The organism is Dankookia sp. GCM10030260 (assembly GCF_042666655.1).
Lineage (GTDB): Bacteria > Pseudomonadota > Alphaproteobacteria > Acetobacterales > Acetobacteraceae > Paracraurococcus.
In genome coordinates this window covers 26,716-48,053 of the sequence record NZ_JBHTDE010000008.1, presented here as the reverse complement: position 1 = coordinate 48,053, position 21,338 = coordinate 26,716, and the positions used below count along the sequence as shown (strand labels likewise).

Below are 21,338 nucleotides of genomic sequence, written 5' to 3'. Positions count from 1 at the left end.
GATGATGAGGCACCGCATCTGGCGCGGCCTGCTGGCTGCCACCGCGCTCACACTGGCGGCCGGCGCCGCATCGGCCCAGCCGCGCGAGCGGCCGCTGCGCCTGGTGGTGAATGTCGGGCTGCAGAACCTCGACCCGATCGCCAGCCCGTCCTTCGTCACGCGCAACTTCGCCTACATGGTCTACGACACCCTGGTCGCCATGGACGGCAAGGGCGAATACCGGCCGCAGATGCTGGAATCCTGGACGCCCAGCGCGGACCGGATGGCCTGGACCTTCAAGCTGCGCCCCGGCCTCGAATTCCATGACGGCACGCCGGTCACGGCCGGGGACGCCGTCGCGTCCATCAAGCGCTGGGGCCAGCGCGACTCGATCGGGCGTCGGCTGATGGCGGCGACGAAGGAGATCCGCATCCTCGATGCCTCCAGCTTCGTCCTCGAGCTCGCCCAGCCCTTCGGCCATGTGATCGAGGCGCTGGGCAAGCCGAGCGTCCACGTCCCCTTCGTCATGCCGGCCCGCATCGCCGATGCGACGCCGCCGACCCAGGCGGTGAAGGAGGTTGTCGGCAGCGGCCCCTTCCTGTTCCTGAAGGACGAATGGGTCCCCGGCGAGAAGACCTTCTTCCGCCGCAACCCGGCCTATCGCCCGCGCGAGGAAGCGGCGGACGGCCTCGCCGGCGGCAAGCGCCCACTGGTCGAGCGCGTGGAATTCGTCACCCTGCCCGATGTCTCGCTGCGCGCCGCGGCGCTGACCCAGGGCGAGGTGGACTACCTGGAATACGCGCCCTTCGACTACCTGCCGCGCTTCAAGCGCGACCGCAACCTGGTGATCTCCCAGGCCGGCGGCATCAGCCAGATCATGGGCGGCGTCTCGATCAACCACCACCTGGCGCCCTTCAACAACGTCACCATGCGGCGCGCGCTGCAGGCGGCGCTCGACCGCACCGAGATCGTCGCGGCGCATGGCTTGCCGGCCGAGATGACCTCGCCCGACTGCCTCTCGGTCTACATGTGCGGCACGATCTATTCGAACGAGGCCGGCGGCGACATCATCCGCGCGCCGAGCCTCGACCGCGCGAAGGCGCTGCTGAAGGAGGCCGGCTACGCCAACGAACGCATCGTCCTGCTGCAGCCGGCCGACAGCGCGCTGATCAACCCGATGGCCATGGTGGTGATCGACAGGCTCAAGCGCGCCGGTTTCAACCTGGATGTGCAGGCCGGCGACTGGTCCTCCATCGCCGGCCGCTGGGTGGCGCGGGAGCCGATCGAGCGCGGCGGCTGGAACCTGGTGCCGGTGATCTATACCGGATTCGACCTGTCCGACCCGCTGTCGAACGTCGCCATCGGCTACAACTGCACCAACAACCAGCCCTGGGGCTATTGCGTCGAGGCGATGAAGCCGGTGCTGGACCGCTATGTGGCGTCCAGCGACCCGGCGCAGCGCAAGGCACTGGCGGCCGAGCTGCAGACGCTGGCGATCGAGAACGTCACCTTCCCGATGGACGGGCAGTTCCGCAGCCCGGCGGTCTGGCGCGCAGAGCTGAAGGGCGTGATCGACTTCGGCTTCCCGGTGATGTGGAACATCGAGCGGACGAAGTAGGCGTCAGGCCGGCAGCGGCGGCCCGAGATAGGTCACGCCGTAGCGCGCCGCGATCGCCTCGGCCGCCGCCGCGTCGGCGGCGCCGGCAGCCGCCGCCTCCTCGAAGAACCCCTCGAAGCCGCCGGGGGTGAGGCCGACCAGCAGCCGTCCCGTCGTGGCGCCGATGTTGCGGAAGCCGTGCGGGATGCCGCGCGGCAGGAAGGCCGCCGTTCCGGCCCCGCCCTGAAGCACCGCATCGCCGCAGCGAAAGCGGAACGTCCCGGCCAGCACCTGGAAGAATTCGTCCTCCCGCTGGTGCACGTGCAGCGGCGGTCCCCAGCCCGGCGGCACCGGCTCCTCGATCAGCGCGAAGCGGCCGGCGGTCTCGCTGGAGCGGATGCGGATCAGCCGCTCGCCGAAGGCGTGGTTGGGCGTGCCTTCCCCGGGCAGGCGAATGATGGGGGCAAGGTCAGGCATGGCTGGCTCCTTCCTGGACGGCAGCAGCCTAGCCCGGACGCCGCCCGCGCTTCACCCCGCCAGATGCGGCCGCCGCAGCAGCCGGCCAAGCAGCCCGTCCACCGGGCCGCACGCCGTGGAGACCAGCCAGCACAGTCCCGCCGCCAGCACCACGGCAGGCCCGCTCGGCACGTCGGCATGGAAGGACAGCAGCAGCCCGGCATAGGCGCTGCAGGCCGCGATTCCCACCGCCGCATAGGCCATGCCGCCGACGCTGCGCGCCCAGTGCCGCGCGGCGATCGCCGGCAGCATCATCAGCCCCACCGCCATCAGCGTGCCCAGCGCCTGGAAGGCGGCGATCAGGTTCAGCACCACCAGGGCCAGGAAGCCCATGTGCCACCAGGCGCCCCGCGCGCCGACCGCCTGGGCGAAGCCGGGATCGAAGCATTCCAGCACCAGCGGCCGCCAGGCCAGCGCCAGCGCGCCCAGCGTGACGGTGGCGCTGCCCGCCATCAGCAGCAGCGCCGCGTCGTCCACCCCCAGCACGCTGCCGAACAGCAGGTTGGTGAGCTCGACCGCCCCGCCGCGCCAGGACACCATCGCCACGCCCGCCGCCAACGCCACCAGGTAGAGCGCCGCCAGCGAGGCATCCTCCCGCCCGCCGGTCGCCCGCGACAGGGCCCCTGCCCCAACCGCGACCGCGAGGCCCGCGACCAGCCCGCCGGCCGCCATGGCCGGCAGCGACAGCCCGGCCAGCAGGAAGCCGGCCGCGACGCCGGGCAGGATGCCATGCCCCAGCACGTCGGCGGTCAGGCTCATCCGGCGCAGCATCAGGAACAGGCCGAGCACCGGCGCCGCCACCGACAGCGCCAGGCACCCGACCAGCGCCCGCCGCAGGAAGCCGTAGTCGAGGAAGGGCGTGAACAGCAGGTCGAGGATCAGGCGGCGTCCCGCCGCTCGCAGGCCTCGGGCTCGGCCGACCAGGCCTCGGCCATCATCCGCGCACGCAACCGGTTGGCCGCGGTCAGAACCTCGCCGGTCGCCCCCCAGCCGAGGCAATCGCGCGCCAGCAGCAGGGTGTCGGGGAATTCGCGGCGGACCAGGTCGAGGTCGTGCAGCACCGCGACCACGGTGCGCCCCTCGCCATGCCAGCGATGCACCATGGCCAGCAGGTCGGCCGCGGTGCGGGCATCGAGCGCGTTGAAGGGCTCGTCCAGCAGGATCACCGGCGCATCCTGCAGCAGCAGCCGGGCGAACAGCACCCGCTGGAACTGCCCGGCCGAAAGGCTGCCGACCGGCCGCGCGGCGAAGCCATCGAGCCCCACCGCGGCCAGCGCCGCCGCGGCGCGGTCGCGACCGGCCCGGCCGATGGCGCGGAAGGCGCCCGTCTCGCCCCACAGGCCGAACAGCACGACGTCGAGGCAGCCGATGGGGAATCCGCGGTCGAGCGCCGCGGCCTGCGGCAGCAGCGCGACCTGCCCGGCGGCACCCTCGATCCGGCCCGCCTCCGGCCGGTGCAGCCCGGCCAGCGCGCGCAGCAGGGTGGACTTGCCGGCGCCGTTCGGCCCGACCACCGCGGTCAGGCTACCCGGCATGAAGCGGCCCGAGACATGATGCACCGCCGGCCGCCTGGCATGGGAGACGGTGAGGTCGGTCAGGCGGATCTCGGCCGGGTTCATGCCGCCATGGCCCAGGCGACCGCCAGCCAGAGCACCGCCGCCACGCCAGCCCCCAGCCCCAGCCGCGCGGCGGCACTGGACGACAGGGCGAGCGGATCGACGAGGAACCAGGGTCGGGAGGACGACATGATGTTATTACATAACACCCGCCCCGCCACAGGCAAGCCGTCGCATGCACCGGGGGATTGTATACGCGAGGTGACAGCCCGCCTTGCATGCGGTAGCGGTGTCTCTCGGCGCCGTGAGAAGATTTTATCCTGGAAACGGTTACGATATCAGTGATTTTCAACCAGGACTTCATGTCCCATCATGCGCCATGCCTTGAGCACCAATGATGCGCGTGGCACAGCGCCGCCCGCTCCACGGCCGGGCCTGTCCGTCAACTGGTGGCTGCGCCCCGGCGGCATGCGGCTCTCGACCCGCCTCATCCTCATCATCGCCACCTCCCTGCTCCCGATCCTGGCCATGCAGGTGGCCATCGCCTGGAGCCAGTGGTCGGAACGCAAGGCGCAGCTCGCCGACCTGACCATCCAGCAGGCCCAGCTGCTCGCCGGCAACCTGGACGGCATCGCCCAGGGCGCCCGCATCCTGCTCGGCGCCGCGACCGAGAGCCAGGAGCTGCAGCGACTCGAGCCGGGCTGCGACGGCCAGCTTGCCCGGCTGCGGCGGCATGCCCCGGGCTATGCCTTCATCGCCCTGGTGGATCCCGCCGGGCGGATCGCCTGCGCCTCCGACCCCGACCTCGCCACGCTGGATGCCGCATCCGGCTGGGTCGCCGCCGCCCGCGCCGCCACCGGGTTCGGCGCCGGCCGCTATGCCAGGACCAGCGCCAGCGCGGATGGCGTGCTGCCCTTCTTCCTGCCGGTCATCACCGATACCCCGGCCGGCGGCGGCACGCTGGTCGCGGCGCTCGAGCTTGGCTGGCTGGAACAGGCGCTGCAGCGGATGAAGCGGGAAGGCTCGCCCTTCGTCGCCTCCTCCGTGCTGACCCTGGCGGATGCCGACGGGATCATCCTGGCGCGCGACCAGCGGCATACCGAGTTCGTCGGCCGTGCCTTTCCCCCTGCGGCGATGCCGTTGCTGCAAAGCCTGGTGCCGGGCAACCTGCGGCTGCGCAGCATCGACGGCGCCGACCGACTGATCGGCTATTCGCCGCCGACCCCGGAGAACCACGGCGTCGCCGCAGTGATCGGCTTCGAGGAGCAGGAGCTGCTGCGCGACATCAAGCGCGCGCTGGTGCGTGGGGTGGTGATCGCCGGCGTCGGCACCCTGCTGGCGCTGAGCCTCACCTTGCTGGTCGCCCGGCGCTTCATCGCAGCGCCCACCGACGCGCTGCTGCAGGCCGCCCGCCGCTGGCGCGCCGGCGACCTGGCGGCGCGCGCCTCGGGTGCTGCGCGGCATTCCGAATTCGGCCAGCTCGCCGGCGCCTTCAACCGCATGGCGGTGGCGCTGCAGCAGCGCGAGGAGGAGCTGCGCCACCACGCCCAGCTGCTGGAGGACCGCGTCGCCGACCGCACCCAGGCGCTGCGCCAGGCCAATGCGCGGCTGGAGGCCGAGGTCCAGGAACGCCGCAACACCGAAGCGGCGCTGCTGCAGGCGCAGAAGCTGCAGGCGGTCGGCCAGCTCGCCGGCGGCATCGCGCATGACTTCAACAACGTGCTCCAGGCGGTGCTGGGCGGCGTCGCGCTGATCGCCAAGCGGGCCGGCGACCCGGCCGCGGTGGCGCGGCTGACCGGGATGGTGGAAGAAGCCGCGCAGCGCGGCCAGTCGATCACCCGCCGGCTGCTCGCCTTCTCGCGGCGGGAGGAGTTGCGCGCCGACCGGCTCGATGTCGGCGCCCTGCTGGTCGGTCTGCGGGAGGTCCTGGCGGCGACCCTCGGCGCCGGCATCCGGGTGGAGGTGGAGGCGTCGGCGGGCCTCGCCTCGGTGCTGGCCGATCGCGGCCAGTTCGAAACCGTGCTGCTCAACCTGGCGACCAATGCGCGCGACGCCATGGAAGGCGGCGGAAGGTTGACCCTGGTGGCCGAGCCGGTGACGCTGGCGCCGGGCGATGCGAGCGGTCTGGCATCCGGCGACTACATCCGGGTGACGGTGGCCGACACCGGCGCGGGGATGACCGCCGCGACCCTGGCCCGGGCAGGCGAGCCTTTCTTCACCACCAAGCCGGTCGGCCGCGGTACCGGCCTTGGCCTGGCGATGGCGCGGAGCTTCGCCGAGGGCTCGGGCGGGCGGATGACGATCGAGAGCAAGCCGGGCTGCGGCACGCGCATCGCGCTTTGGCTGCCGGCCATGTCGCTGGCCGAGGCAGTGCCCAGCCTGCCGCTGGCGACCGAGGACATCACCATCCCAACCCGCTGCGCCCGGGTGCTGCTGGTGGACGACGAGCCGGTGGTGCGGGAGGTGCTGGCGACCCAGCTTGCCGATGCCGGCTACAAGGTGACCGAAGCGGTGGATGGTGCCGCGGCACTGGCCCTGCTGGCGGGCGGGATGGGCTGTGACGTGCTCGTCTCCGACCTGGCGATGGAGGGGATCGACGGCGTCACCCTGATCCGCGAGGCACGCCGCGTCCGGCCCGGCCTGCCGGCCATCCTGGTCACCGGCTATGCCGGCGACGCGGCAGCGCTGGCGGTGGGGCAGCGGATCGATGGCGGCTTCACCCTGCTGCGCAAGCCGGTGACGGGGGCGCGGCTGGCCGACCAGGTGGCGGCGTTGCTCGGGCGGCGGCAGCGGGGGTGAAGAAAGTTTGGAGAGGGACAGGTATGTCCCCTCCCCAAGCCCCACCCCTCCTTTCCGTGGGTTGGCGCCCCCCCCCCGCGCGGCGGGTGCCAGACTCGGAAAGACAGATGAGGGGTCCGGGGAGACTACCTCCTCCCCGGCCTTTTCTGATCTAGCGCCGCAGCCCGAGCGTGACCTCCCGGTGCCAGATATACAGCCCGCTGGCGACCAGCACGGCGATCCCGGCCACGTCCCATCCATCCGGCAGCTCCGCCCAGACCAGCACGCCCAGAGTCGTGGTCCAGAGGATCGCGGAATACTCGAAGGGTGCCAGCAGCGTCGCCTCGCCGCGCCGGTAGCCCTCGGTCATCATCACCTGCGCCGCGGCCGAGATCACCCCGATGGCGACAAGCAGCGCCCATTGGCCGGGGCTCGGCCAGGTCCAGCCGGGCAGGCTGGCGAGGCCCGACAGGATCGCCGCCCCCAGCGCGAACCAGACCACGATGGCGACGTTGCCCTCCCCCGCATCGCCCATGCGGCGGATGGTGATCATCGCCAGGGCCCAGGCCAGGGCGCCGGCCAGCACCGCGCCGAGGCCGCCGAGATGTGCGCCCGCGGCGCCCCCCGGCAGGGTCATCAGCAGCACCCCGCCGAAGCCGGCCAGCACCGCGGCGCCGCGGCGCGGGCCGACCCGTTCGCCCAGCAAGGGAATCGACAGCAGGGTCAGGAACAGCGGCATGGTGAAGCCGAGCGCCGTGACGGTGGCCAGCGGCAGCACCGTCAGCCCGTAGAAGGTGCCGACCATGCCGCCCAGCCCGGCCACCAGCCGCATCGCGTGCAGCCCGGGATGCCGGGTGCGCAGCGCCGCCGGGCCGCCGGCCCGCCAGAGCAGCGGCAGCAGCACCAGGACGGCGAAGGCGTTGCGGCAGAGCACCACCTGGGCCAGCGGCACCTGCCCGCCCAACGCCTTCACGCAGGCCCCGGCGAGGGAGAACAGGCAGGCCGCGCCGAGGATCATCAGCACCGCCCGGCGACGGGACGCGGCGGTCTTCGCCGCCCCGGTGAGGGTGGCGGCGGGGGCTTCGGGCATTCTCGGTCCATGGACGGCGTTGGGGGCGGAGGTTAGGGTCCCCGCCGCATGAAAGCCAGACCAGCGAAGGCGCCGCCGATCCCGGCGCATCCCGGCGTGACGGTGCTGGAGGACGAGGTCGTCTGGGACGGCCGCTTCCCGCTGCAGCGCGTCCGCTTCACCTATACCCGCTTCGACGGCAGCCGATCCGGCGAGCTGGTCTGGGAGCTGTGGCGCCGGCATGCCGGCGTCGCCGTGCTGCCCTACGACCCGGTCGCCGACTCCGTCGCGCTGATCGAGCAATTCCGCCTGCCGGCGCTCGCCGCCGGGCTCGACCCGATCATGGTCGAATGCCCGGCCGGGCTGCGCGAGATCGGCGAGGCGCCGGAGGCGGTGGCGGTGCGCGAGACGCTGGAGGAGACCGGGCTCAGCCCCGACCGCTTCGAGCTGATCTGCCGGACCATGCTGATGCAGGGCGGCTGCGACGAGACGATGCACTACTACGCCGCCCGGGTCCGCCTGCCCGAGGCCGGAACGGGCGGCGAGCACGGGCTGCTGGACGAGCACGAGAACACCAGGGTGTTGATCGTGCCGGCCGAGGAGGCCTTCGCCATGCTCGACGCGAACCGGATCATGAACACGACCGCGATGGTGTGCCTCTGGTGGCTGCGGCATCACCGGGCGCGGCTGCGACAGGAATGGGCGTGATGCCGACGGAACTGCTCTACCGGGACGATGCCTACACGCGCGAGGCGACGGCGACCGTGCTGGCCGCCGGCCCCGACGGCGTGCTGCTGGACCGCACGCCCTTCTACGCCCAGGCCGGCGGCCAGCCGGGCGATACCGGCTGGCTGCGCTGGGAAGGCGGCGAGATGGCTGTCGCCCGCGCGGTGAAGGGCGAGGCGGACACGGTCCTGCACCTGGCCGCCGAGGGCGCCGCCCTGCCGCCGGTCGGCGCGACGGTGACCGCCGCGCTGGACTGGACGCCGCGCCACCGGCACATGCGGATGCACACCGCGCTGCACCTGCTCTGCAGCCTGATCCCCGGCGCGGGCGTCACCGGCGGGCAGATCGGCGCCGAGCGGTCGCGGCTGGATTTCGACCTCGCCGCGCCGCCGACCAAGGAGTCGCTGACCGAAGGGCTGAACGCCCTCATCGCCGCGGACCATGCGGTGGGCGAGCGCTGGATCAGCGAGGCCGAGCTGGAGGCGAATCCTTCGCTGGTCCGCACCCTCTCGGTGCAGCCGCCGCGCGGCGCCGGGTGGATTCGCCTGGTGCGCATCGGCGCGGCGGAGGCGCCGGTCGACCTGCAGCCCTGCGGCGGCACGCATGTGCGCCGCACGGCGGAGATCGGCCGGGTCGAGGTGACCAAGCTCGAGAACAAGGGCAAGCAGAACCGGCGCGTGTACCTTGTGATCGCGGACGGTCCGCCAGGGCCGGGAGCGTGAATCGCATGGTCAACAACACGGCTGGCGGGGGAGTGAGCGGCATGCAGGATCTGGTCAGCACGGAATGGCTCGCGGGTGAGTTGGGCAAGCCCGACCTGATGGTCTTCGACGCGACGAAGTTCCTCCCCAACGAGAACCAGGACGGCAAGGCCAACTTCGCCGCGGCGCATGTCCCGGGCGCCGGCTATTTCGACATCGACGTGGTGGCCGACCCCGACAGTGCCCTGCCGCACATGATCCCGACCGCGGCGCGGTTCGAGACGCTGATGGGCGCGATGGGCGTATCGAACGCGACGCGCGTGGTCTTCTACGACCAGAAGGGCCTGGCCTCCGCGGCGCGCGGCTGGTGGCTGATGCGGCTGTTCGGGCACCATCATGCGGCCGTGCTCGACGGCGGCTTCCCGAAATGGGTCAAGGAGGGCCGCGCGACGGAAGCCGGGCCGCCCGCGACGCCGGCGCCCGCCCGCTTCGTCGCCGACTTCGAGGCGGAGCGGGTCCGCGGCATCGGCGACGTGAAGCGGATCGTCCGGCAGGGCGGCGGCGGCGCGCTGATCCTCGACGCAAGGGCCCGCGGCCGCTTCGACGGCACCGCGCCGGAACCCCGCCCCGGCCTGCCCTCCGGCCACATGCCGGGCGCGGCCAGCGTGCCGTTCAACGTGTTGCTGAACGCCGACCAGACCATGAAGGACAAGGCGGCGCTGCATGCCATCTTCGCCGCGGCCGGGGTGGATGCGGAACGCCCCGTCGTCACCTCCTGCGGCACCGGGGTCACCGCCTGCATCCTGGCGCTCGGCCTGCTGCAGGCGGGCTTCCCGGAGCCGGCCGTGTATGATGGGTCCTGGACCGAATGGGCCTCGCGGCCCGAGACCCCGAAGGTGAACAGCTGATGCCGGAAGATCACTCCCGCGCGCCGTCGCGCGACGCTGCCCCGAAGACCCGCAGCTACGGCTTCTCCACCCGGATGAGCCATGCCGGCCGCGCCGGCACGCATGTGCATGGCTTCGTCAATCCCGGCGTGCACCGCGGCTCCACCGTGCTCTTCCCGAATTCCGCGGCGCGGCGCGACGGCGCGAAGCACCGGTTCGAGCAGTTCATGACCTACGGCACGCAGGGTGGCCCGACCCACTACGCGCTGGAGGACGTGATCGCCGAGATCGAGGGCGGCAGCCGCGCGATGATCCTCGGCACCGGCCTCGCCGCCGTCGCCGTGCCGCTGCTGGCCTGGCTGAAATCCGGCGACCATTGCCTGATGCCCGACAGCGTCTACGGCCCGGCGCGCAACCTGTGCGAGGGCCTGCTGAAGGGCTGGGGCGTCGAGACCACCTACTACGACCCGACCGTGGACGAGGCCGGCATGGCCGCGCTGATCCGCCCCAACACCCGCGTCGTCTACACCGAGAGCCCCGGCAGCCACACCTTCGAGGTGCAGGACATCCCCGCCATCGCCCGCGCCGCGCATGCCCGCGGGGCGAAGGTCATGATGGACAATACCTGGGGCATCCATCACTTCATGCCCTTCACGCATGGCGTCGACGTCTCGATCCAGGCGCTGACCAAGTATGTCGGCGGGCATTCCGACGTGCTGCTCGGCAGCGTCACGGTGAATTCCGAGGAGGACTGGAAGGTGCTGCGCGGCGCCGGCTCGCAGCTCGGCCAGTATGCCTCGCCGGATGATTGCTGGCTGGCGCTGCGTGGGGTGCGGACCATGAATGTCCGGCTCAAGCGGCAGGAGGCCAGCGGGATCGAGGTGGCGCGCTGGCTCAGCGGCCGGCCCGAGGTATTGCGGGTGATGCACCCGGCGCTGGAGGAGCATCCGCAGCACGCCCTGTGGAAGCGCGACTTCACCGGCGCCTGCAGCCTGTTCGGCCTGGTCTTCCAGCCGCGATACGCGATGGAGGACGTATATCGCTTCATCGACGGCCTGGCGCTGTTCGGCATCGGCGCCAGCTGGGGCGGCTTCGAGAGCCTGGCGATCGCCACCACCGGCAACATCACCCGCAGCGCCGGCACCGGCGATTTCGGCGGCCCCATGGCGCGCATCCATGTCGGGCTGGAGGACCCCGCCGACCTGATCGCCGACCTCGAACAGGGCCTCGCCCGCCTCACAGGCTGAGCCCGAGCCGGCGTTCCGTCACCGGCCTGCCCCATTGCCGGCCGGTGATCTCCTCCTCCAGCACGAAGCCGGCCGCGGCGTACAGCCGGTCCGCCGCCGGCAGGCCCGCCAGGGTCCAGAGATAGACCCGGATGAAGCCGGCGCCGCGGGCATGGTCGAGTGTCTCCGCCAGCAGTCTTCGGCCGAGGCCGCCGCCACGCAGCGCCGCATCCAGGATGAACCAGCGCAGATGCGCGGTGCCGGCTGGCAGCCCCGGCGCCCCGCCATCCAGCGCGATCGAGCCCAGCACCGCACCGTCCGCCGCGAGCACGGCGCGGAACAGGTCGCGGCCGGAGTCGATCCGGGCGAGGAATTCGCCCAATTCGCGCGCCACCCTGGCCTCGAAGACCGCGCCGAAGCCATGGCTGGCGGCATAGTGCCGGGCATGCAGCGCGGCGATGTCGCCGATCGCGCCCGGCACCCATCCCGATGCCAGGCGCCAGGCGCTCATCGCTTCGAGGATCGCCCCTGCTGGTAGCCCTGCTCGTAGGCGCGCTGCTGCGACTGCTTGCTCTGGTCGAAGAGGTAGCCGCCGCCGGCCCCCGCCGCGCCGCCGATCAGCGCGCCGAGCCCGGCATTGCCGGCGATCGCGCCGATGATGGCGCCGCCCGCGGCGCCCGCCGCGCCACCGGTCAGGGTGCGCTGCTGGGTGGAATTCAGGTCGCCGCAGCCGGCCAGGCCGAGCAGCAGCACGACCGGCAGGAGAATGGTCTTGCGCATCATGGGAGCTGCCTCCTTCACCGCTTTGCCGGACGGCCGATCCGCGCCGGCGGGCAGGGCCAGGTCTCCGCCGCGAAGCGCGACAGCCCGTCCACCGCACGCTCCGCGGCATGATGCGGATGCGACTTCGCCCAGGCGACGAAGGCGAGCCGGGCCTGCTCCAGGGTCGGCTCCGGGTTCGGCAGGCAGAACAGCGCCTTCGGTCCGGCCCCGGCATCCGTCATCGAATGGTGGTACTGCCCGGCGCCGACGATGAAGCCGTGGCACCAGTTCAGCGCCGCGGTGTGCATCGGATCGGCGGCCGTGGCGCCGCAGAGCGCGGCCAGGTCGCCGGTACTGCCGCCGCGGAAGGCTTGGTCCGTCACCTGCGCCGAAGCCGGCGCGGCCAGCAGCCCGGCGCCGAGCGCCGTGGCGAGGAGCCTGCGAAACCTCATGCCGTGTCCTCCCTCGGCGCCGCGCGGCGCCGTGCCGGCATGAGACACCGGATGCCGGGCGGGCCGCAACCGATCGCCGATGACGCGATACCGGAACGACCAGGACTATCGAAGCATGACGGCGACGTGGTGCGGCAGGACGATGTCGGCAGCAACGCCCGGTCCGGGAAGATCTGGCCCTGGGACCGCGCATCGGATGGGCTGACCGAGCCGGCGGCGCATGACCCGGCGCGGCGACGCGTCCCGGCCGGCGACGCCGCCCTTCACCCGGGATGCGGAACGCTCCGGCGTGATCGACGTGACCGCGCTGCTGCCGCATGAGGCGGGCGAGCGGGTCTTCCTGTTGGACACCCAGGCGCATCATCGCTGCGGACGCGTCCAACGGCCGGGGCTCGTCGAGGGCGGCCAGATGCCGCCGATGCATGCCGCGGCGAATGGTGACGGGCATTCCTGGGCAGCGGGGGAATTTTACGTTTCCTGAAGCCATGGAGTCGCGTTTTCGGACAAAGGCCGGGGGGACGCCGTCCCCCTGGACCCCCTGCCAAAGGCCGAAAGGCCTCTGGACACCTTGGGTCATGGCGGCGCCCAGCGGCGGTGCCAGGGCTTGCCCTCGAGGAAGCGGATCACGCGCAGCCAGCTGCGCATCTCCTTCTCGGGGAAATCCTCCGGCGGGCGGCGGCGGAAGGGCGCCAGCCAGGCGCTCACCATGGCGGTGACCTGGGCCAGGGCGGCCGGGCGGCGCAGGTAGATCGGCCAGACCGGCAGGGCGGTGAGCATGCCGATGCCGTTCACCGCCATCGCGCCCTCCTGGCCGAGGATGCGCATGGCGCGGCGGGCGGCGCGGCAGATGAAGTACTCGATCCGCCGCAGGGCGGGCGAGGCCTCCCGGTCGGCGCAGGCGCCGACCAGGCGGAGCCAGAGGCCCATATGCGCGAGCCGCCGGAAGTGGCGGCTGACGGTGTCGGGCTTGCCGTATTCCTCCGGCAGGGTGCGCCAGGGCAGGCCGGAGACGGCGACCCGGAACATGCCGTCGATCCGGTGGCGGGCGTCGCGCAGCGGCCGGCCCTCGCCCATGACGACGGTGCGGAGATGGGGCAGGATCCCGGCCCATTCGGCATCGGTCATCGGCGCCCAGGCGCGGCGGGAGGTATAGCGGCGGCCGGGGACGGGAGGCGTGAGGGACATCGGCAAGGCTCCGTGGCCAGCGAAACGACGGAGCAGGATATAGGATAATAATCCCTACAGCAAGAAAATCCCTCGGGCCTCCGTCGGCCGGATCATGCTGTCCTCCCGGTTGAGCGCATGCGTTCAACCGCCCATTGGCGGGGGTCCAGGGGGGCAGCGCCCCCTCGCCTTCCCTACCCGGCCGACGCACACCGCGCGCAGACCCCTTCCACCTCCACCGTCGCCTTGCGCGGCGCGAACCCCGCCGCCCGCGCCGCCCGGGTCAGGGCCAGGGCCACGCCCGGGTCGCTGATCTCGGCGGTGGCGCCGCAGCGGTCGCAGATCAGGAACTGGTGCGGGTGGTCATGCGAGGCGCCGCAATCACAATCCTCCGGGTGGTCCAGCGCGTCGGCGCAGCCGATGAAGGCGTTGAGCCGCTCCACCTTGTGGATCAGCCCCTGTTCCACCAGGAAGTCCAGCGCCCGGTATACGGTCGGCGGCGCCGCCCCGGCCCGGCTGGCCTTCAGCCGGTCGAGCAGCGCATAGGCGCCAACCGGTGCTTCCGCGTCCAGCACCAGCCGCAGCACCTCCCGCCGCAGGGCGGTGAGCTGGGCGCCGCGCCGGGCGCAAAGCGCCGCAGCGCGGTCGAGGCTGGAGGCCGGCGTCGCGGCGGCGGGGGGCATGCATTTCTCCTTCCGGGCCTTCCCCCCATATAAGGGCGCATGAGCGCTGCCACCACGAACCCCGTGATGTCCGACCCCGCCCTCCGCGCCCGGCTGCTGGATGCCATCCGCTTCGACGCGCGCGGCCTGGTGCCCTGCATCGCCCAGCAGCACGACACCGGAGAGGTGCTGATGCTGGCCTGGATGAACCGCGAGGCGGCGGAGGAGACGCTGGCGACCGGCCGGGTCTGCTACTTCTCCCGCAGCCGCGGCGGGCTGTGGCGGAAGGGCGAGACCTCCGGCCAGCAGCAGCGGCTGGTGGACCTCCGGCTGGACTGCGACGGCGACACGCTGCTGGCGCTGGTCGACCAGACCGGCGTCGCCTGCCACACCGGCCGGCGCAACTGCTTCTTTCTGGCGCTGCGCGACGGCGCGCTGGTCGAGATCGCGGAGCCCGAGGTTTCGCCCGAGGAGTTGTACGGCCGATGAGCCACACCGCCCCGCGCGCCGTCGGCGCGACACGCCCCGAGCCGGTCCCGGTCACCGTCCTCACCGGCTTCCTCGGCTCCGGCAAGACCACGCTGCTGAACCGGCTGCTGCGGCACCCGGCGCTGGCCGACACCGCGGTGCTGATCAACGAGTTCGGCGAGATCGGCCTCGACCACCTGCTGGTGGAACGGCTCGACGGCGACACCGTGCTGCTGAACGCGGGATGCCTCTGCTGCACCGTGCGCGGCGACCTCGTGCGCGCGCTGCGTGACCTCGCGGTGCGGATCGAGCAGGGCCACGCGATCCGGCGCGTGGTGGTGGAGACCACCGGGCTGGCCGACCCGGCGCCGATCCTGCAAACGCTGATGAGCGACCCGCTGGTGCTCTACCGCTACCGGCTGGACGGCGTCGTCACGCTGGTCGATGCGGCGACCGGCATGGCCACCCTGGACAGCCAGGTCGAGGCGGTGAAGCAGGCCGCCGTCGCCGACCGGCTGGTGCTGACCAAGACCGACCTGGCGACGCCGGAGCAGGTCTCCGCCTTGTGGTCCCGGCTGCGCGCGCTGAACCCCGGCGCGCCGCTGCTGAATGCGCTGCATGGCGACATCGAGCCCGAGGCCCTGCTGGATTGCGGGCTGTATGACGCGACCCGCAAGCATCCCGATGTGCGCCGCTGGCTGGACGCGGAAGCCTGGGCGCAGGGCCATGACCACCATCACCATCACCATCACCATGACGCCAGCCGGCACGATGCCCGCATCCACAGCTTCTGCCTGACCTTCGACGACCCGCTGCCCTGGGACGGCCTGGCCACCTGGCTCGAGGTCCTGACCATGACCCGCGGCGAGTCGGTGCTGCGGATCAAGGGCATCCTGAACCTGGAGGGCGAGGACCGGCCCGTCGCCATCCATGGCGTGCAGCACCTGTTCCACCCGCCGGTGAAGCTGGCAGCCTGGCCGGAGGGCGACGACCGGCGCTCCCGCCTGGTCTTCATCCTGCGCGACCTCGACCGGGCGACGGTGGAGAAGGGCCTGCGCGCCTTCGCCGAGAGCGCCCGGCAGCAGGCGGCGATCGGCGCCGGCGGATAGGGCGCGGCGCCCTTTGCACCCGGCGCCGCGCCCGCCTATGTGCAGCGCGATGACGACCCCTCCCCTCCGGCTGGACACGCTCTCGGGCGATGCGCTGCGGGCCGCGCTGCCCGGCCTGTCCCGGCTGCGGCTGACGGTCTTCGCCGAATGGCCCTACCTGTACGACGGCGACGCGGCGCATGAGGCGCGCTACCTCGCCGCCTATGCCGCGGACCCGGGGGCGGCGGCGGTGGTGGCCTTCGACGGCGCGACGCCGGTCGGCATGGCGACCTGCCAGCCGATGGCCGGCGCCGGCGGGCCGGTCGCCGCGGCCTTCCGTGCCCGCGGGCTCGATCCCGCGCGGTTCTGCTATTTCGGCGAGAGCGTGCTGCTGCCGGAATACCGCGGCCGCGGCGCGGGGGTCGGGTTCTTCGCGGCGCGGGAGGCGCAGGCCCGCCGGCTCGGCCTCGCCGCCGCCGCCTTCTGCGCCGTGGTGCGAAACCCGAACGACCCGCGCCGGCCGGCCGGCCATGTCCCGCTCGACGGGTTCTGGCGCAATCGCGGCTTCGCCCCCCGGCCCGACCTCTCCTGCGTGTTTTCCTGGAAGGAGATCGGCGACGACCGGGAGACGCCGCATGTGCTGTCCTTCTGGCTGAAGGATCTGGCGTGACCGCGCTTCGCCTCGGCGCCCTCGCCTGGCCGGTGGAGCCGACCGCGAGCCTGGATGGCTTCGCCGCCAGGCTCGACCATTGGCTCGGCCAGGCCGCGGGCCGGGCCGACCTCGTGCTGCTGCCCGAATATGCCTGCGTCGAACTGGGCCCCGCTTTGTCCGGCGGCCACGCCCCGGACGAGGCGGCCGAGCTGCGCGCCATGGTGGAGGCGGCGCCGGCGGTGCTTTCGGCGATGCGCGCGGCGGCCCGGCGGCACGGGCTCTGGCTGCAGCCGGGCAGCCTGCCGATGCGGCTGGGCGAGCAGGTGGTGAACCGGGCGCCGCTGATCGCCCCGGATGGCCGGCTCGCCTTCCAGGACAAGGGGATGATGACCCGCTTCGAGGCGGAGCGCTGGGGCGTCTCGGCCGGGGCCGGGCCGCAGGTCTTCGGCACGCCCTGGGGGCTGCTCGGCATCTCGGTCTGCTACGATTCGGAATTCCCCAAGCATGTCCGCGCCCAGGTCGAGGCCGGCGCCTGGCTGGTGCTGGTGCCGACCTGCACCGACACGCTGCACGGCTTCAACCGGGTGCGCTTCGCCTGCCAGGCGAGGGCGCTGGAGAACCAGTGCTTCGTCGCGGTGGCGCCGACCGTCGGCACCGCCCCCTGGTCGGCCGCGCTGGACACCAATCGCGGCCAGGCCGTGGTCTTCGGCCCGGTGGACCGCGGCTTCCCGGAGGACGGCGTGCTGGCCGCCGGGGCGATGGATGCGCCGGGCTGGACCTTCTGCACGCTCGACCCGGCGCGGATCGAGGCGGTGCGGCGCGACGGCGCGGTGCTCAACCACCGCGACTGGCCGCGGGCGCCGCTGCCGCGGCCCGGTCCGGCGGTTTTCACGTGAGGCGGCGTGGCCCGCAAGGGGGACGCCGTTCCCCACGCGCGCCGGGCCTCGTGCCCTGGGCGATGGGCCGGGGACGCCTGGAACCCGAGGGGTGGGCGTGAAGCTCTATCTCCTCGCCGGCGAGGCCTCGGGCGACGTGCTCGGCGCCCGGCTGATCGCCGCGCTGCGGCGCCGCGCGCCGGGGCTGGAATTCGCCGGGGTGGGCGGCGAGCGCATGGCGAAGCAAGGCGTCGACAGCCTGTTCCCGATGCGGGAACTCTCCCTGATGGGGCTGCTGGAGGTGCTGCCGAACCTGCGCCGCCTCGCCCGGCGGCTGGACCAGGCGGAGGCCGACATCCTGGCCCGCCGCCCCGACCTGCTGGTCACCATCGATGCGCCGAGCTTCACCCTGCGGCTGGCCGAACGGGTCCGCCCCAAGGGCATCCGCGTGGTGCACTACGTCGCCCCGCAGGTCTGGGCCTGGCGGCCCGGCCGGGTACGCGAGATCGCCCGCCGGGTCGACCGCATCCTGGCGCTGCTGCCCTTCGAGGCGCCGTTCTTCGAGGCGGCCGGCATCCCGGTCACCTTCGTCGGCCATCCGGTGCTGGAAAGCGGCGCCGATGCGGGCGACGCGGCGCGCTTCCGCGCGGCGCACGGCTTGGGCCCGGCCGACCGCCCGGTGATCGTCATGCCCGGCAGCCGGCGCGGCGAGATCCGCCGGCTGCTCGGCCCCTTCGGGGAGGCGCTGCGGCTGGCCGCGGGGGCGGTGCCCGGCCTGCGCCCGGTGCTGCCGATCGCCGGGCAGGTCGAGGCCGCGGTGCGCGCGGGCACGGCGGATTGGCCGGTGCGGCCGATCCTGGTCACCGACCTGGCCGACAAGCACGACGCCTATGCCGCGGTGGCGCGATCGGGCGGCGCCGGGCTGATCAAGTCCGGCACCTCCAGCCTGGAGATGGCCGTCGCCGGCATCCCGCATGTCGTCGGCTACAGGGCCAACCCGATCACCGCCGAGATCGTCCGCCGGCTGATCAAGGTGCGCTACGTCTCGCTGGTGAACCTGCTGGCGGAGCGCGAATTGGCGCCTGAGCGACTGCAGCAGGACTGCACCCCGGCGGCGCTGTCGGCGGTGCTGGCGCGGCTGCTGACCGATCCGGCGGCCGGCGCGGCGCAGCGCGAGGGCTTCGCCGCGGTGCGCGCCCTGTTGCGGGCGCCGGAGGGATTGCCGAGCGAGGCGGCGGCGACGGCGGTGCTGGCGGAACTCCGGCCCGCGCCCGGCCTCGCGGCGCCGGCCCTGACCTGAGCGCGGCCCCATGGCACCCCGCGGGTGCGGGCGGCGCCCTCGGCCGGCTCAGGCACCCATCAGGTCACGGCCGCGGGGCCCGGGTGACGGTGGGCGGCGCGAGGTGCGGCGGTGCCAGGCCACCCTGTACCGTCGGCCGGCCCCGGTCACCGGCACCGAAGCCGCCCGGCGTGGCGACGCCCTGGTCGGTGCCCGAACGTCCGGTATCCGGGGCGCGGACGCCTTCGGCCTGCGGGGTGGCGCGCGGCATGTCCGGCGGTGGCGACGCCGCACACCCGGCAAGGCAGAGGGCCGGACCGGCCAGCGTGAGAAGCAGCATCCGACGCATGGGCATCTCCTTCGCGGCAGCGGCGGCCGTCCTCCGACCATAGGCGGCCCACGCATGGCGACGTGCATCCATCGGTATCCAGAATCCGTGATGCCGGCGGATATCGGCCCGGGTGACGGGGCCCGGTGGCGGCCGCGACCGGATGCCGCGGCGGCCGGGAGGTGCCGGCCCCGGTCCCCGCCGGCCGGTCAGCCGGCCGCGATCGCCTTCTCCACCCGCAGCGCCGCGTCCAGCGCCGCCAGCCCGACCGCGCCGCTGGCCTCCACGGTGGCGCCGCCCTCGATGCTGGCGATGAAGGCCGCCTGCTCGGCCTCCAGGCTGTCGTGGTCCTCCCAGGTGGCGCGGTCGATGCCCCAGCCGGGCATGGTCTGCACCGGCTCGGCGCCACCCGGCCGCACGCTTTCGATGCTGCGGGCGAGGAAATCCACCCGCGTCTCGCCGCGCGGGCCGAGCACCCGCAGCCGCCGCTCCAGCGCCACGCTGATCCGGCTCGCGGTCACCGTCGCCGCCACGCCGTTGCCGAAGCGCAGCTGCGCCACGGCGAAATCGGGGTGGTCGGACATCACGCGGCGTCCCACTGCGCGCACCTCGGCCAGCGGCGCGCCGGCCAGCGTCAGCACGAGGTCGAGGTCGTGGATCATCAGGTCCAGCACCACCGAGACATCCAGGCTGCGCGGCCGGAAGGGGGCGACCCTGGTCGCCTCGAAGGCCATCGCCCCCGCCTCGGCCCCGCTGGCCCGCAACGTCCTGATGGCGGCCGAGTAGCGCTCGATGTGGCCGACCTGCAGCACCAGGCCGCGGTCGCCGGCACCGCGGATGATCGCCTCCGCCTGGGCGGTGGTGGCGGCGATCGGCTTCTCGACGAACAGGTGCCGCCCGGCGGCGATCGCCTGCATCGCGTAGGCATGGTGGAAGGCGGTGGGGACGGTGATGATCACCGCGTCGCTGGCCTGGATCAGCCCGCTGGCGCCATGGGCGCGGCTGCGGCATTCAGCGGCCACCGCCGCGGCGCGGGCCGGGTCGCTGTCGTGCACCCCGGACAGCACCCCCTGCGCCGCCAGCTTCAGCGCATGGAAGCGGCCGAAATGCCCGGTGCCGAGAACGCCGATCCTGAGAGCCATGCCGCCGGTCCAATCATCGCGCTGAGGTCGCGCGGTCTAGCGGATCGCCACCGCCGGCTCAAATCCTCCGGCCCGCAGGGATGTCGGCCCGGGCCTCGGTCATGGATCGGGAAGAGTTCGCGATTATGAGAGCAAAGCTTCCAGCCCACACCGAGCCAGGATCCCGACCTTGCACACGCCGATCGCCGAGGACTTCGCCGCCATCCGCGCTCGCCTGCTGGCGATCCGCAATGCCGAGCGCGCCTGGCTGACGCCGCAGCCGTTGCCTGAACCCGCGCCGGCCGCGCCGGGCGATTTCTATGCCTGGTTGATGGGTGGCGGGCTCTGGGCCACCGGCTGAGGCAAGGCCAGGGAGGGAATACCCTCCCATGAGACGCATGTGCCCGGCCCTCCTCCGCTTCTGTCGGTCGGCAGCGGCCGCGCGGCCCGTGCCGGTCCGGGAAGAAGGAAGGAAAAGGTATTGGGGAGGTAGATGCCTTTCCCTCCCCACCCTTATCCGGCCAAGACCCGCTTCCCACGTGCCTCGGCCAGCAACCGCCTGGCCTCCGTCATGGTCTGCATCGATTCGACCCGCGATGCGGGAACTGCGACGCCAGCAGCCTGGCCCAGAAGCGACAGCCTGCATTCGGGCTCGCCACCAGGTTGAGGCAGCCGGGTGGCGGGGCGGGGGAGCAGGCGCGCCTCCAGGCGGCATGGCCGGCCACGTCGTCATGGCTCATCCCGCCGCCATGGACGCGCGGGTCGTAAAGGCAGCGATAGCCGACAGGCGCCGACCCGGCTGCGAGCACCGCCTGCAGCGGGGCGACTTAGTCCGGCCCGTGGGCCTTGCCGGTGGCCCGGACACGCACACATCCCGCGTCCTGTCCAACCGTGCAGACGATTGATTACCCGCTCCCTGCCCCGCCGCACGGGATATGTCCGGCGGGGCAGGATCGCTGGCAAATCATGGTCGCGGCGGGAACGAACCCGCGCGCGACCCGGTTGGCCTCAGACGTTGCCGGTACTCGACCGCCGGGTGACCATGCTCCAGATCGCCAGGACGACGACCGCGCCGACCACGGCGCCGATGAAGCCGGCGCCTTCCCCGGCGCGGTACCAACCCACCGCCTGGCCGAGATAGGTCGCCACGAAGGCACCGACGATGCCGAGCAGGGTGGTGATGATGAAGCCGGAAGGGTCGCGGCCGGGATGGAGGAACTTGGCGACGAGCCCGGCCAGGAAGCCGATGACGATGGTACCGATGATGCCCATGGGGATGCTCCGCTTGCGCGGGCATAAATCCCCGCGCCGCTGCTGGTTGCATGCCGCAACGTCACGGCCGGCCCGCCCGGGTCGCCGAGGCTTGCATCCCCGGCCCCCGGTCGTCACATTCCGGGCCGAATTTCGCAGGGGGAACCGCCCCCGAAGGGTGCCCCGTTCCATGAGCCATAC

The 21,338-nt window shown here is 72.8% G+C and carries 26 protein-coding genes; 13 read left to right on the top strand and 13 right to left on the bottom strand.

Annotated elements, in window-relative coordinates; genetic code table 11:
- The first annotated feature begins 1 nt into the window (after nt 1).
- A complete protein-coding gene (locus tag ACFQS7_RS21725; protein WP_380069232.1) occupies nt 2-1,597 on the top strand; it encodes an ABC transporter substrate-binding protein in 1,596 nt (531 codons plus the stop codon).
- Nucleotides 1,598-1,600: 3 nt separating this feature from the next.
- Here ACFQS7_RS21725 and ACFQS7_RS21720 read toward each other — a convergent pair whose 3' ends face one another.
- From ACFQS7_RS21720 to ACFQS7_RS21705, 4 genes are read right to left on the bottom strand one after another with little or no spacing between them, the layout of a single operon-like run.
- Nucleotides 1,601-2,053, bottom strand: a complete 453-nt coding sequence (locus ACFQS7_RS21720) for a cupin domain-containing protein (RefSeq protein WP_380069231.1) — start codon at nt 2,051-2,053, stop codon at nt 1,601-1,603.
- Between the two features lie 51 nt (nt 2,054-2,104).
- Complete coding sequence (locus ACFQS7_RS21715; protein WP_380069387.1) at nt 2,105-2,974, bottom strand: metal ABC transporter permease; 870 nt, start codon at nt 2,972-2,974, stop codon at nt 2,105-2,107.
- Nucleotides 2,971-3,711, bottom strand: coding sequence for a metal ABC transporter ATP-binding protein (locus tag ACFQS7_RS21710; protein WP_380069230.1), 741 nt, complete (start codon nt 3,709-3,711; stop codon nt 2,971-2,973). Before ACFQS7_RS21710 ends, ACFQS7_RS21715 begins: the two co-directional genes overlap by 4 nt.
- The gene (locus tag ACFQS7_RS21705; protein ID WP_380069229.1) at nt 3,708-3,839 is read right to left on the bottom strand and encodes a hypothetical protein; all 132 of its coding nucleotides are present in this window, start codon (nt 3,837-3,839) and stop codon (nt 3,708-3,710) included. Before ACFQS7_RS21705 ends, ACFQS7_RS21710 begins: the two co-directional genes overlap by 4 nt.
- Before the next feature lie 193 nt (nt 3,840-4,032).
- On the opposite strand from ACFQS7_RS21705, the gene ACFQS7_RS21700 reads away from it, so the two are divergent.
- Complete coding sequence (locus ACFQS7_RS21700) at nt 4,033-6,447, top strand: ATP-binding protein (RefSeq protein WP_380069228.1); 2,415 nt, start codon at nt 4,033-4,035, stop codon at nt 6,445-6,447.
- Between the two features lie 151 nt (nt 6,448-6,598).
- Here the strand turns inward: ACFQS7_RS21700 and ACFQS7_RS21695 are convergent, their stop codons facing one another.
- The gene (locus ACFQS7_RS21695) at nt 6,599-7,516 is read right to left on the bottom strand and encodes a DMT family transporter (RefSeq protein WP_380069227.1); all 918 of its coding nucleotides are present in this window, start codon (nt 7,514-7,516) and stop codon (nt 6,599-6,601) included.
- 48 nt (nt 7,517-7,564) lie between these two features.
- On the opposite strand from ACFQS7_RS21695, the gene ACFQS7_RS21690 reads away from it, so the two are divergent.
- Genes ACFQS7_RS21690 through metC form a run of 4 tightly spaced genes read left to right on the top strand, consistent with a single transcriptional unit; the run spans nt 7,565 to nt 11,056 of the window.
- Nucleotides 7,565-8,203: an NUDIX domain-containing protein gene (locus ACFQS7_RS21690; protein WP_380069226.1), complete on the top strand. Its 639-nt coding sequence runs from the start codon at nt 7,565-7,567 to the stop codon at nt 8,201-8,203.
- Nucleotides 8,203-8,943 carry an alanyl-tRNA editing protein gene (locus tag ACFQS7_RS21685; RefSeq protein ID WP_380069225.1) on the top strand — a complete coding sequence of 247 codons (741 nt, stop codon included), beginning with the start codon at nt 8,203-8,205 and terminating at the stop codon, nt 8,941-8,943. Before ACFQS7_RS21690 ends, ACFQS7_RS21685 begins: the two co-directional genes overlap by 1 nt.
- Before the next feature lie 41 nt (nt 8,944-8,984).
- Nucleotides 8,985-9,830 carry a sulfurtransferase gene (locus tag ACFQS7_RS21680; protein WP_380069224.1) on the top strand — a complete coding sequence of 282 codons (846 nt, stop codon included), beginning with the start codon at nt 8,985-8,987 and terminating at the stop codon, nt 9,828-9,830.
- Nucleotides 9,830-11,056 carry a cystathionine beta-lyase gene (gene metC / locus ACFQS7_RS21675; protein ID WP_380069223.1) on the top strand — a complete coding sequence of 409 codons (1,227 nt, stop codon included), beginning with the start codon at nt 9,830-9,832 and terminating at the stop codon, nt 11,054-11,056. Before ACFQS7_RS21680 ends, metC begins: the two co-directional genes overlap by 1 nt.
- On the opposite strand, the gene ACFQS7_RS21670 is transcribed toward metC, so the two are convergent.
- From ACFQS7_RS21670 to ACFQS7_RS21660, 3 genes are read right to left on the bottom strand one after another with little or no spacing between them, the layout of a single operon-like run.
- A complete protein-coding gene (locus tag ACFQS7_RS21670; RefSeq protein WP_380069222.1) occupies nt 11,046-11,546 on the bottom strand; it encodes a GNAT family N-acetyltransferase in 501 nt (166 codons plus the stop codon). The two genes, metC and ACFQS7_RS21670, sit on opposite strands and share 11 nt — an antisense overlap.
- A complete protein-coding gene (locus ACFQS7_RS21665; RefSeq protein ID WP_380069221.1) occupies nt 11,543-11,818 on the bottom strand; it encodes a YMGG-like glycine zipper-containing protein in 276 nt (91 codons plus the stop codon). Before ACFQS7_RS21665 ends, ACFQS7_RS21670 begins: the two co-directional genes overlap by 4 nt.
- A gap of 14 nt (nt 11,819-11,832) precedes the next feature.
- Complete coding sequence (locus ACFQS7_RS21660) at nt 11,833-12,249, bottom strand: Rap1a/Tai family immunity protein (RefSeq protein ID WP_380069220.1); 417 nt, start codon at nt 12,247-12,249, stop codon at nt 11,833-11,835.
- A 220-nt stretch (nt 12,250-12,469) separates the two neighbouring features.
- On the opposite strand from ACFQS7_RS21660, the gene ACFQS7_RS21655 reads away from it, so the two are divergent.
- Entirely contained in the window at nt 12,470-12,730 is a 261-nt protein-coding gene (locus ACFQS7_RS21655; protein WP_380069219.1) for a hypothetical protein, read from the top strand.
- A 92-nt stretch (nt 12,731-12,822) separates the two neighbouring features.
- Here ACFQS7_RS21655 and ACFQS7_RS21650 read toward each other — a convergent pair whose 3' ends face one another.
- Entirely contained in the window at nt 12,823-13,434 is a 612-nt protein-coding gene (locus ACFQS7_RS21650; protein WP_380069218.1) for a transposase, read from the bottom strand.
- 173 nt (nt 13,435-13,607) lie between these two features.
- Nucleotides 13,608-14,096 (bottom strand): Fur family transcriptional regulator, encoded by a 489-nt coding sequence (locus tag ACFQS7_RS21645; RefSeq protein ID WP_380069217.1) that lies wholly within the window; start codon nt 14,094-14,096, stop codon nt 13,608-13,610.
- A gap of 39 nt (nt 14,097-14,135) precedes the next feature.
- Here ACFQS7_RS21645 and hisI point away from each other — a divergent pair, with 39 nt between their 5' ends.
- The 5 genes from hisI to lpxB all read left to right on the top strand — a co-directional run bounded on the left by hisI (nt 14,136) and on the right by lpxB (nt 18,458).
- Complete coding sequence (gene hisI / locus ACFQS7_RS21640; protein WP_380069216.1) at nt 14,136-14,564, top strand: phosphoribosyl-AMP cyclohydrolase; 429 nt, start codon at nt 14,136-14,138, stop codon at nt 14,562-14,564.
- Entirely contained in the window at nt 14,561-15,652 is a 1,092-nt protein-coding gene (locus ACFQS7_RS21635) for a CobW family GTP-binding protein (protein WP_380069215.1), read from the top strand. Before hisI ends, ACFQS7_RS21635 begins: the two co-directional genes overlap by 4 nt.
- A 49-nt stretch (nt 15,653-15,701) precedes the next feature.
- Nucleotides 15,702-16,301 carry a GNAT family N-acetyltransferase gene (locus tag ACFQS7_RS21630; RefSeq protein ID WP_380069214.1) on the top strand — a complete coding sequence of 200 codons (600 nt, stop codon included), beginning with the start codon at nt 15,702-15,704 and terminating at the stop codon, nt 16,299-16,301.
- On the top strand, nt 16,298-17,179 hold the full coding sequence (locus tag ACFQS7_RS21625; RefSeq protein WP_380069213.1) for a carbon-nitrogen hydrolase family protein: 882 nt from the start codon (nt 16,298-16,300) through the stop codon (nt 17,177-17,179). Before ACFQS7_RS21630 ends, ACFQS7_RS21625 begins: the two co-directional genes overlap by 4 nt.
- Nucleotides 17,180-17,276: 97 nt before the next feature.
- Nucleotides 17,277-18,458: a lipid-A-disaccharide synthase gene (gene lpxB / locus ACFQS7_RS21620; protein WP_380069212.1), complete on the top strand. Its 1,182-nt coding sequence runs from the start codon at nt 17,277-17,279 to the stop codon at nt 18,456-18,458.
- A gap of 64 nt (nt 18,459-18,522) precedes the next feature.
- Here lpxB and ACFQS7_RS21615 read toward each other — a convergent pair whose 3' ends face one another.
- Complete coding sequence (locus ACFQS7_RS21615; RefSeq protein ID WP_380069211.1) at nt 18,523-18,786, bottom strand: hypothetical protein; 264 nt, start codon at nt 18,784-18,786, stop codon at nt 18,523-18,525.
- A gap of 188 nt (nt 18,787-18,974) precedes the next feature.
- Nucleotides 18,975-19,907, bottom strand: coding sequence for a Gfo/Idh/MocA family protein (locus ACFQS7_RS21610; RefSeq protein WP_380069210.1), 933 nt, complete (start codon nt 19,905-19,907; stop codon nt 18,975-18,977).
- A 169-nt stretch (nt 19,908-20,076) separates the two neighbouring features.
- On the opposite strand from ACFQS7_RS21610, the gene ACFQS7_RS21605 reads away from it, so the two are divergent.
- The gene (locus tag ACFQS7_RS21605; RefSeq protein ID WP_380069209.1) at nt 20,077-20,247 is read left to right on the top strand and encodes a hypothetical protein; all 171 of its coding nucleotides are present in this window, start codon (nt 20,077-20,079) and stop codon (nt 20,245-20,247) included.
- A 647-nt stretch (nt 20,248-20,894) separates the two neighbouring features.
- Here the strand turns inward: ACFQS7_RS21605 and ACFQS7_RS21600 are convergent.
- Complete coding sequence (locus ACFQS7_RS21600; protein WP_380069208.1) at nt 20,895-21,158, bottom strand: GlsB/YeaQ/YmgE family stress response membrane protein; 264 nt, start codon at nt 21,156-21,158, stop codon at nt 20,895-20,897.
- Between the last annotated feature and the right edge of the window lie 180 nt (nt 21,159-21,338).

Excerpts from the sequence above, each read along its gene's own strand:
- ACFQS7_RS21725 (WP_380069232.1), top strand. The coding sequence starts at position 2 with ATGATGAGGCACCGCATCTGGCGCGGCCTGCTGGCTGCCACCGCGCTC.
- ACFQS7_RS21720 (WP_380069231.1), bottom strand. The coding sequence starts at position 2,053 with ATGCCTGACCTTGCCCCCATCATTCGCCTGCCCGGGGAAGGCACGCCC.
- ACFQS7_RS21710 (WP_380069230.1), bottom strand. The coding sequence starts at position 3,711 with ATGAACCCGGCCGAGATCCGCCTGACCGACCTCACCGTCTCCCATGCC.
- ACFQS7_RS21705 (WP_380069229.1), bottom strand. The coding sequence starts at position 3,839 with ATGTCGTCCTCCCGACCCTGGTTCCTCGTCGATCCGCTCGCCCTGTCG.
- ACFQS7_RS21695 (WP_380069227.1), bottom strand. The coding sequence starts at position 7,516 with ATGCCCGAAGCCCCCGCCGCCACCCTCACCGGGGCGGCGAAGACCGCC.
- ACFQS7_RS21690 (WP_380069226.1), top strand. The coding sequence starts at position 7,565 with ATGAAAGCCAGACCAGCGAAGGCGCCGCCGATCCCGGCGCATCCCGGC.
- ACFQS7_RS21685 (WP_380069225.1), top strand. The coding sequence starts at position 8,203 with ATGCCGACGGAACTGCTCTACCGGGACGATGCCTACACGCGCGAGGCG.
- ACFQS7_RS21680 (WP_380069224.1), top strand. The coding sequence starts at position 8,985 with ATGCAGGATCTGGTCAGCACGGAATGGCTCGCGGGTGAGTTGGGCAAG.
- metC (WP_380069223.1), top strand. The coding sequence starts at position 9,830 with ATGCCGGAAGATCACTCCCGCGCGCCGTCGCGCGACGCTGCCCCGAAG.
- ACFQS7_RS21670 (WP_380069222.1), bottom strand. The coding sequence starts at position 11,546 with ATGAGCGCCTGGCGCCTGGCATCGGGATGGGTGCCGGGCGCGATCGGC.
- ACFQS7_RS21665 (WP_380069221.1), bottom strand. The coding sequence starts at position 11,818 with ATGATGCGCAAGACCATTCTCCTGCCGGTCGTGCTGCTGCTCGGCCTG.
- ACFQS7_RS21660 (WP_380069220.1), bottom strand. The coding sequence starts at position 12,249 with ATGAGGTTTCGCAGGCTCCTCGCCACGGCGCTCGGCGCCGGGCTGCTG.
- ACFQS7_RS21655 (WP_380069219.1), top strand. The coding sequence starts at position 12,470 with ATGACCCGGCGCGGCGACGCGTCCCGGCCGGCGACGCCGCCCTTCACC.
- ACFQS7_RS21650 (WP_380069218.1), bottom strand. The coding sequence starts at position 13,434 with ATGTCCCTCACGCCTCCCGTCCCCGGCCGCCGCTATACCTCCCGCCGC.
- ACFQS7_RS21645 (WP_380069217.1), bottom strand. The coding sequence starts at position 14,096 with ATGCCCCCCGCCGCCGCGACGCCGGCCTCCAGCCTCGACCGCGCTGCG.
- hisI (WP_380069216.1), top strand. The coding sequence starts at position 14,136 with ATGAGCGCTGCCACCACGAACCCCGTGATGTCCGACCCCGCCCTCCGC.
- ACFQS7_RS21635 (WP_380069215.1), top strand. The coding sequence starts at position 14,561 with ATGAGCCACACCGCCCCGCGCGCCGTCGGCGCGACACGCCCCGAGCCG.
- ACFQS7_RS21630 (WP_380069214.1), top strand. The coding sequence starts at position 15,702 with ATGACGACCCCTCCCCTCCGGCTGGACACGCTCTCGGGCGATGCGCTG.
- ACFQS7_RS21615 (WP_380069211.1), bottom strand. The coding sequence starts at position 18,786 with ATGCGTCGGATGCTGCTTCTCACGCTGGCCGGTCCGGCCCTCTGCCTT.
- ACFQS7_RS21610 (WP_380069210.1), bottom strand. The coding sequence starts at position 19,907 with ATGGCTCTCAGGATCGGCGTTCTCGGCACCGGGCATTTCGGCCGCTTC.
- ACFQS7_RS21600 (WP_380069208.1), bottom strand. The coding sequence starts at position 21,158 with ATGGGCATCATCGGTACCATCGTCATCGGCTTCCTGGCCGGGCTCGTC.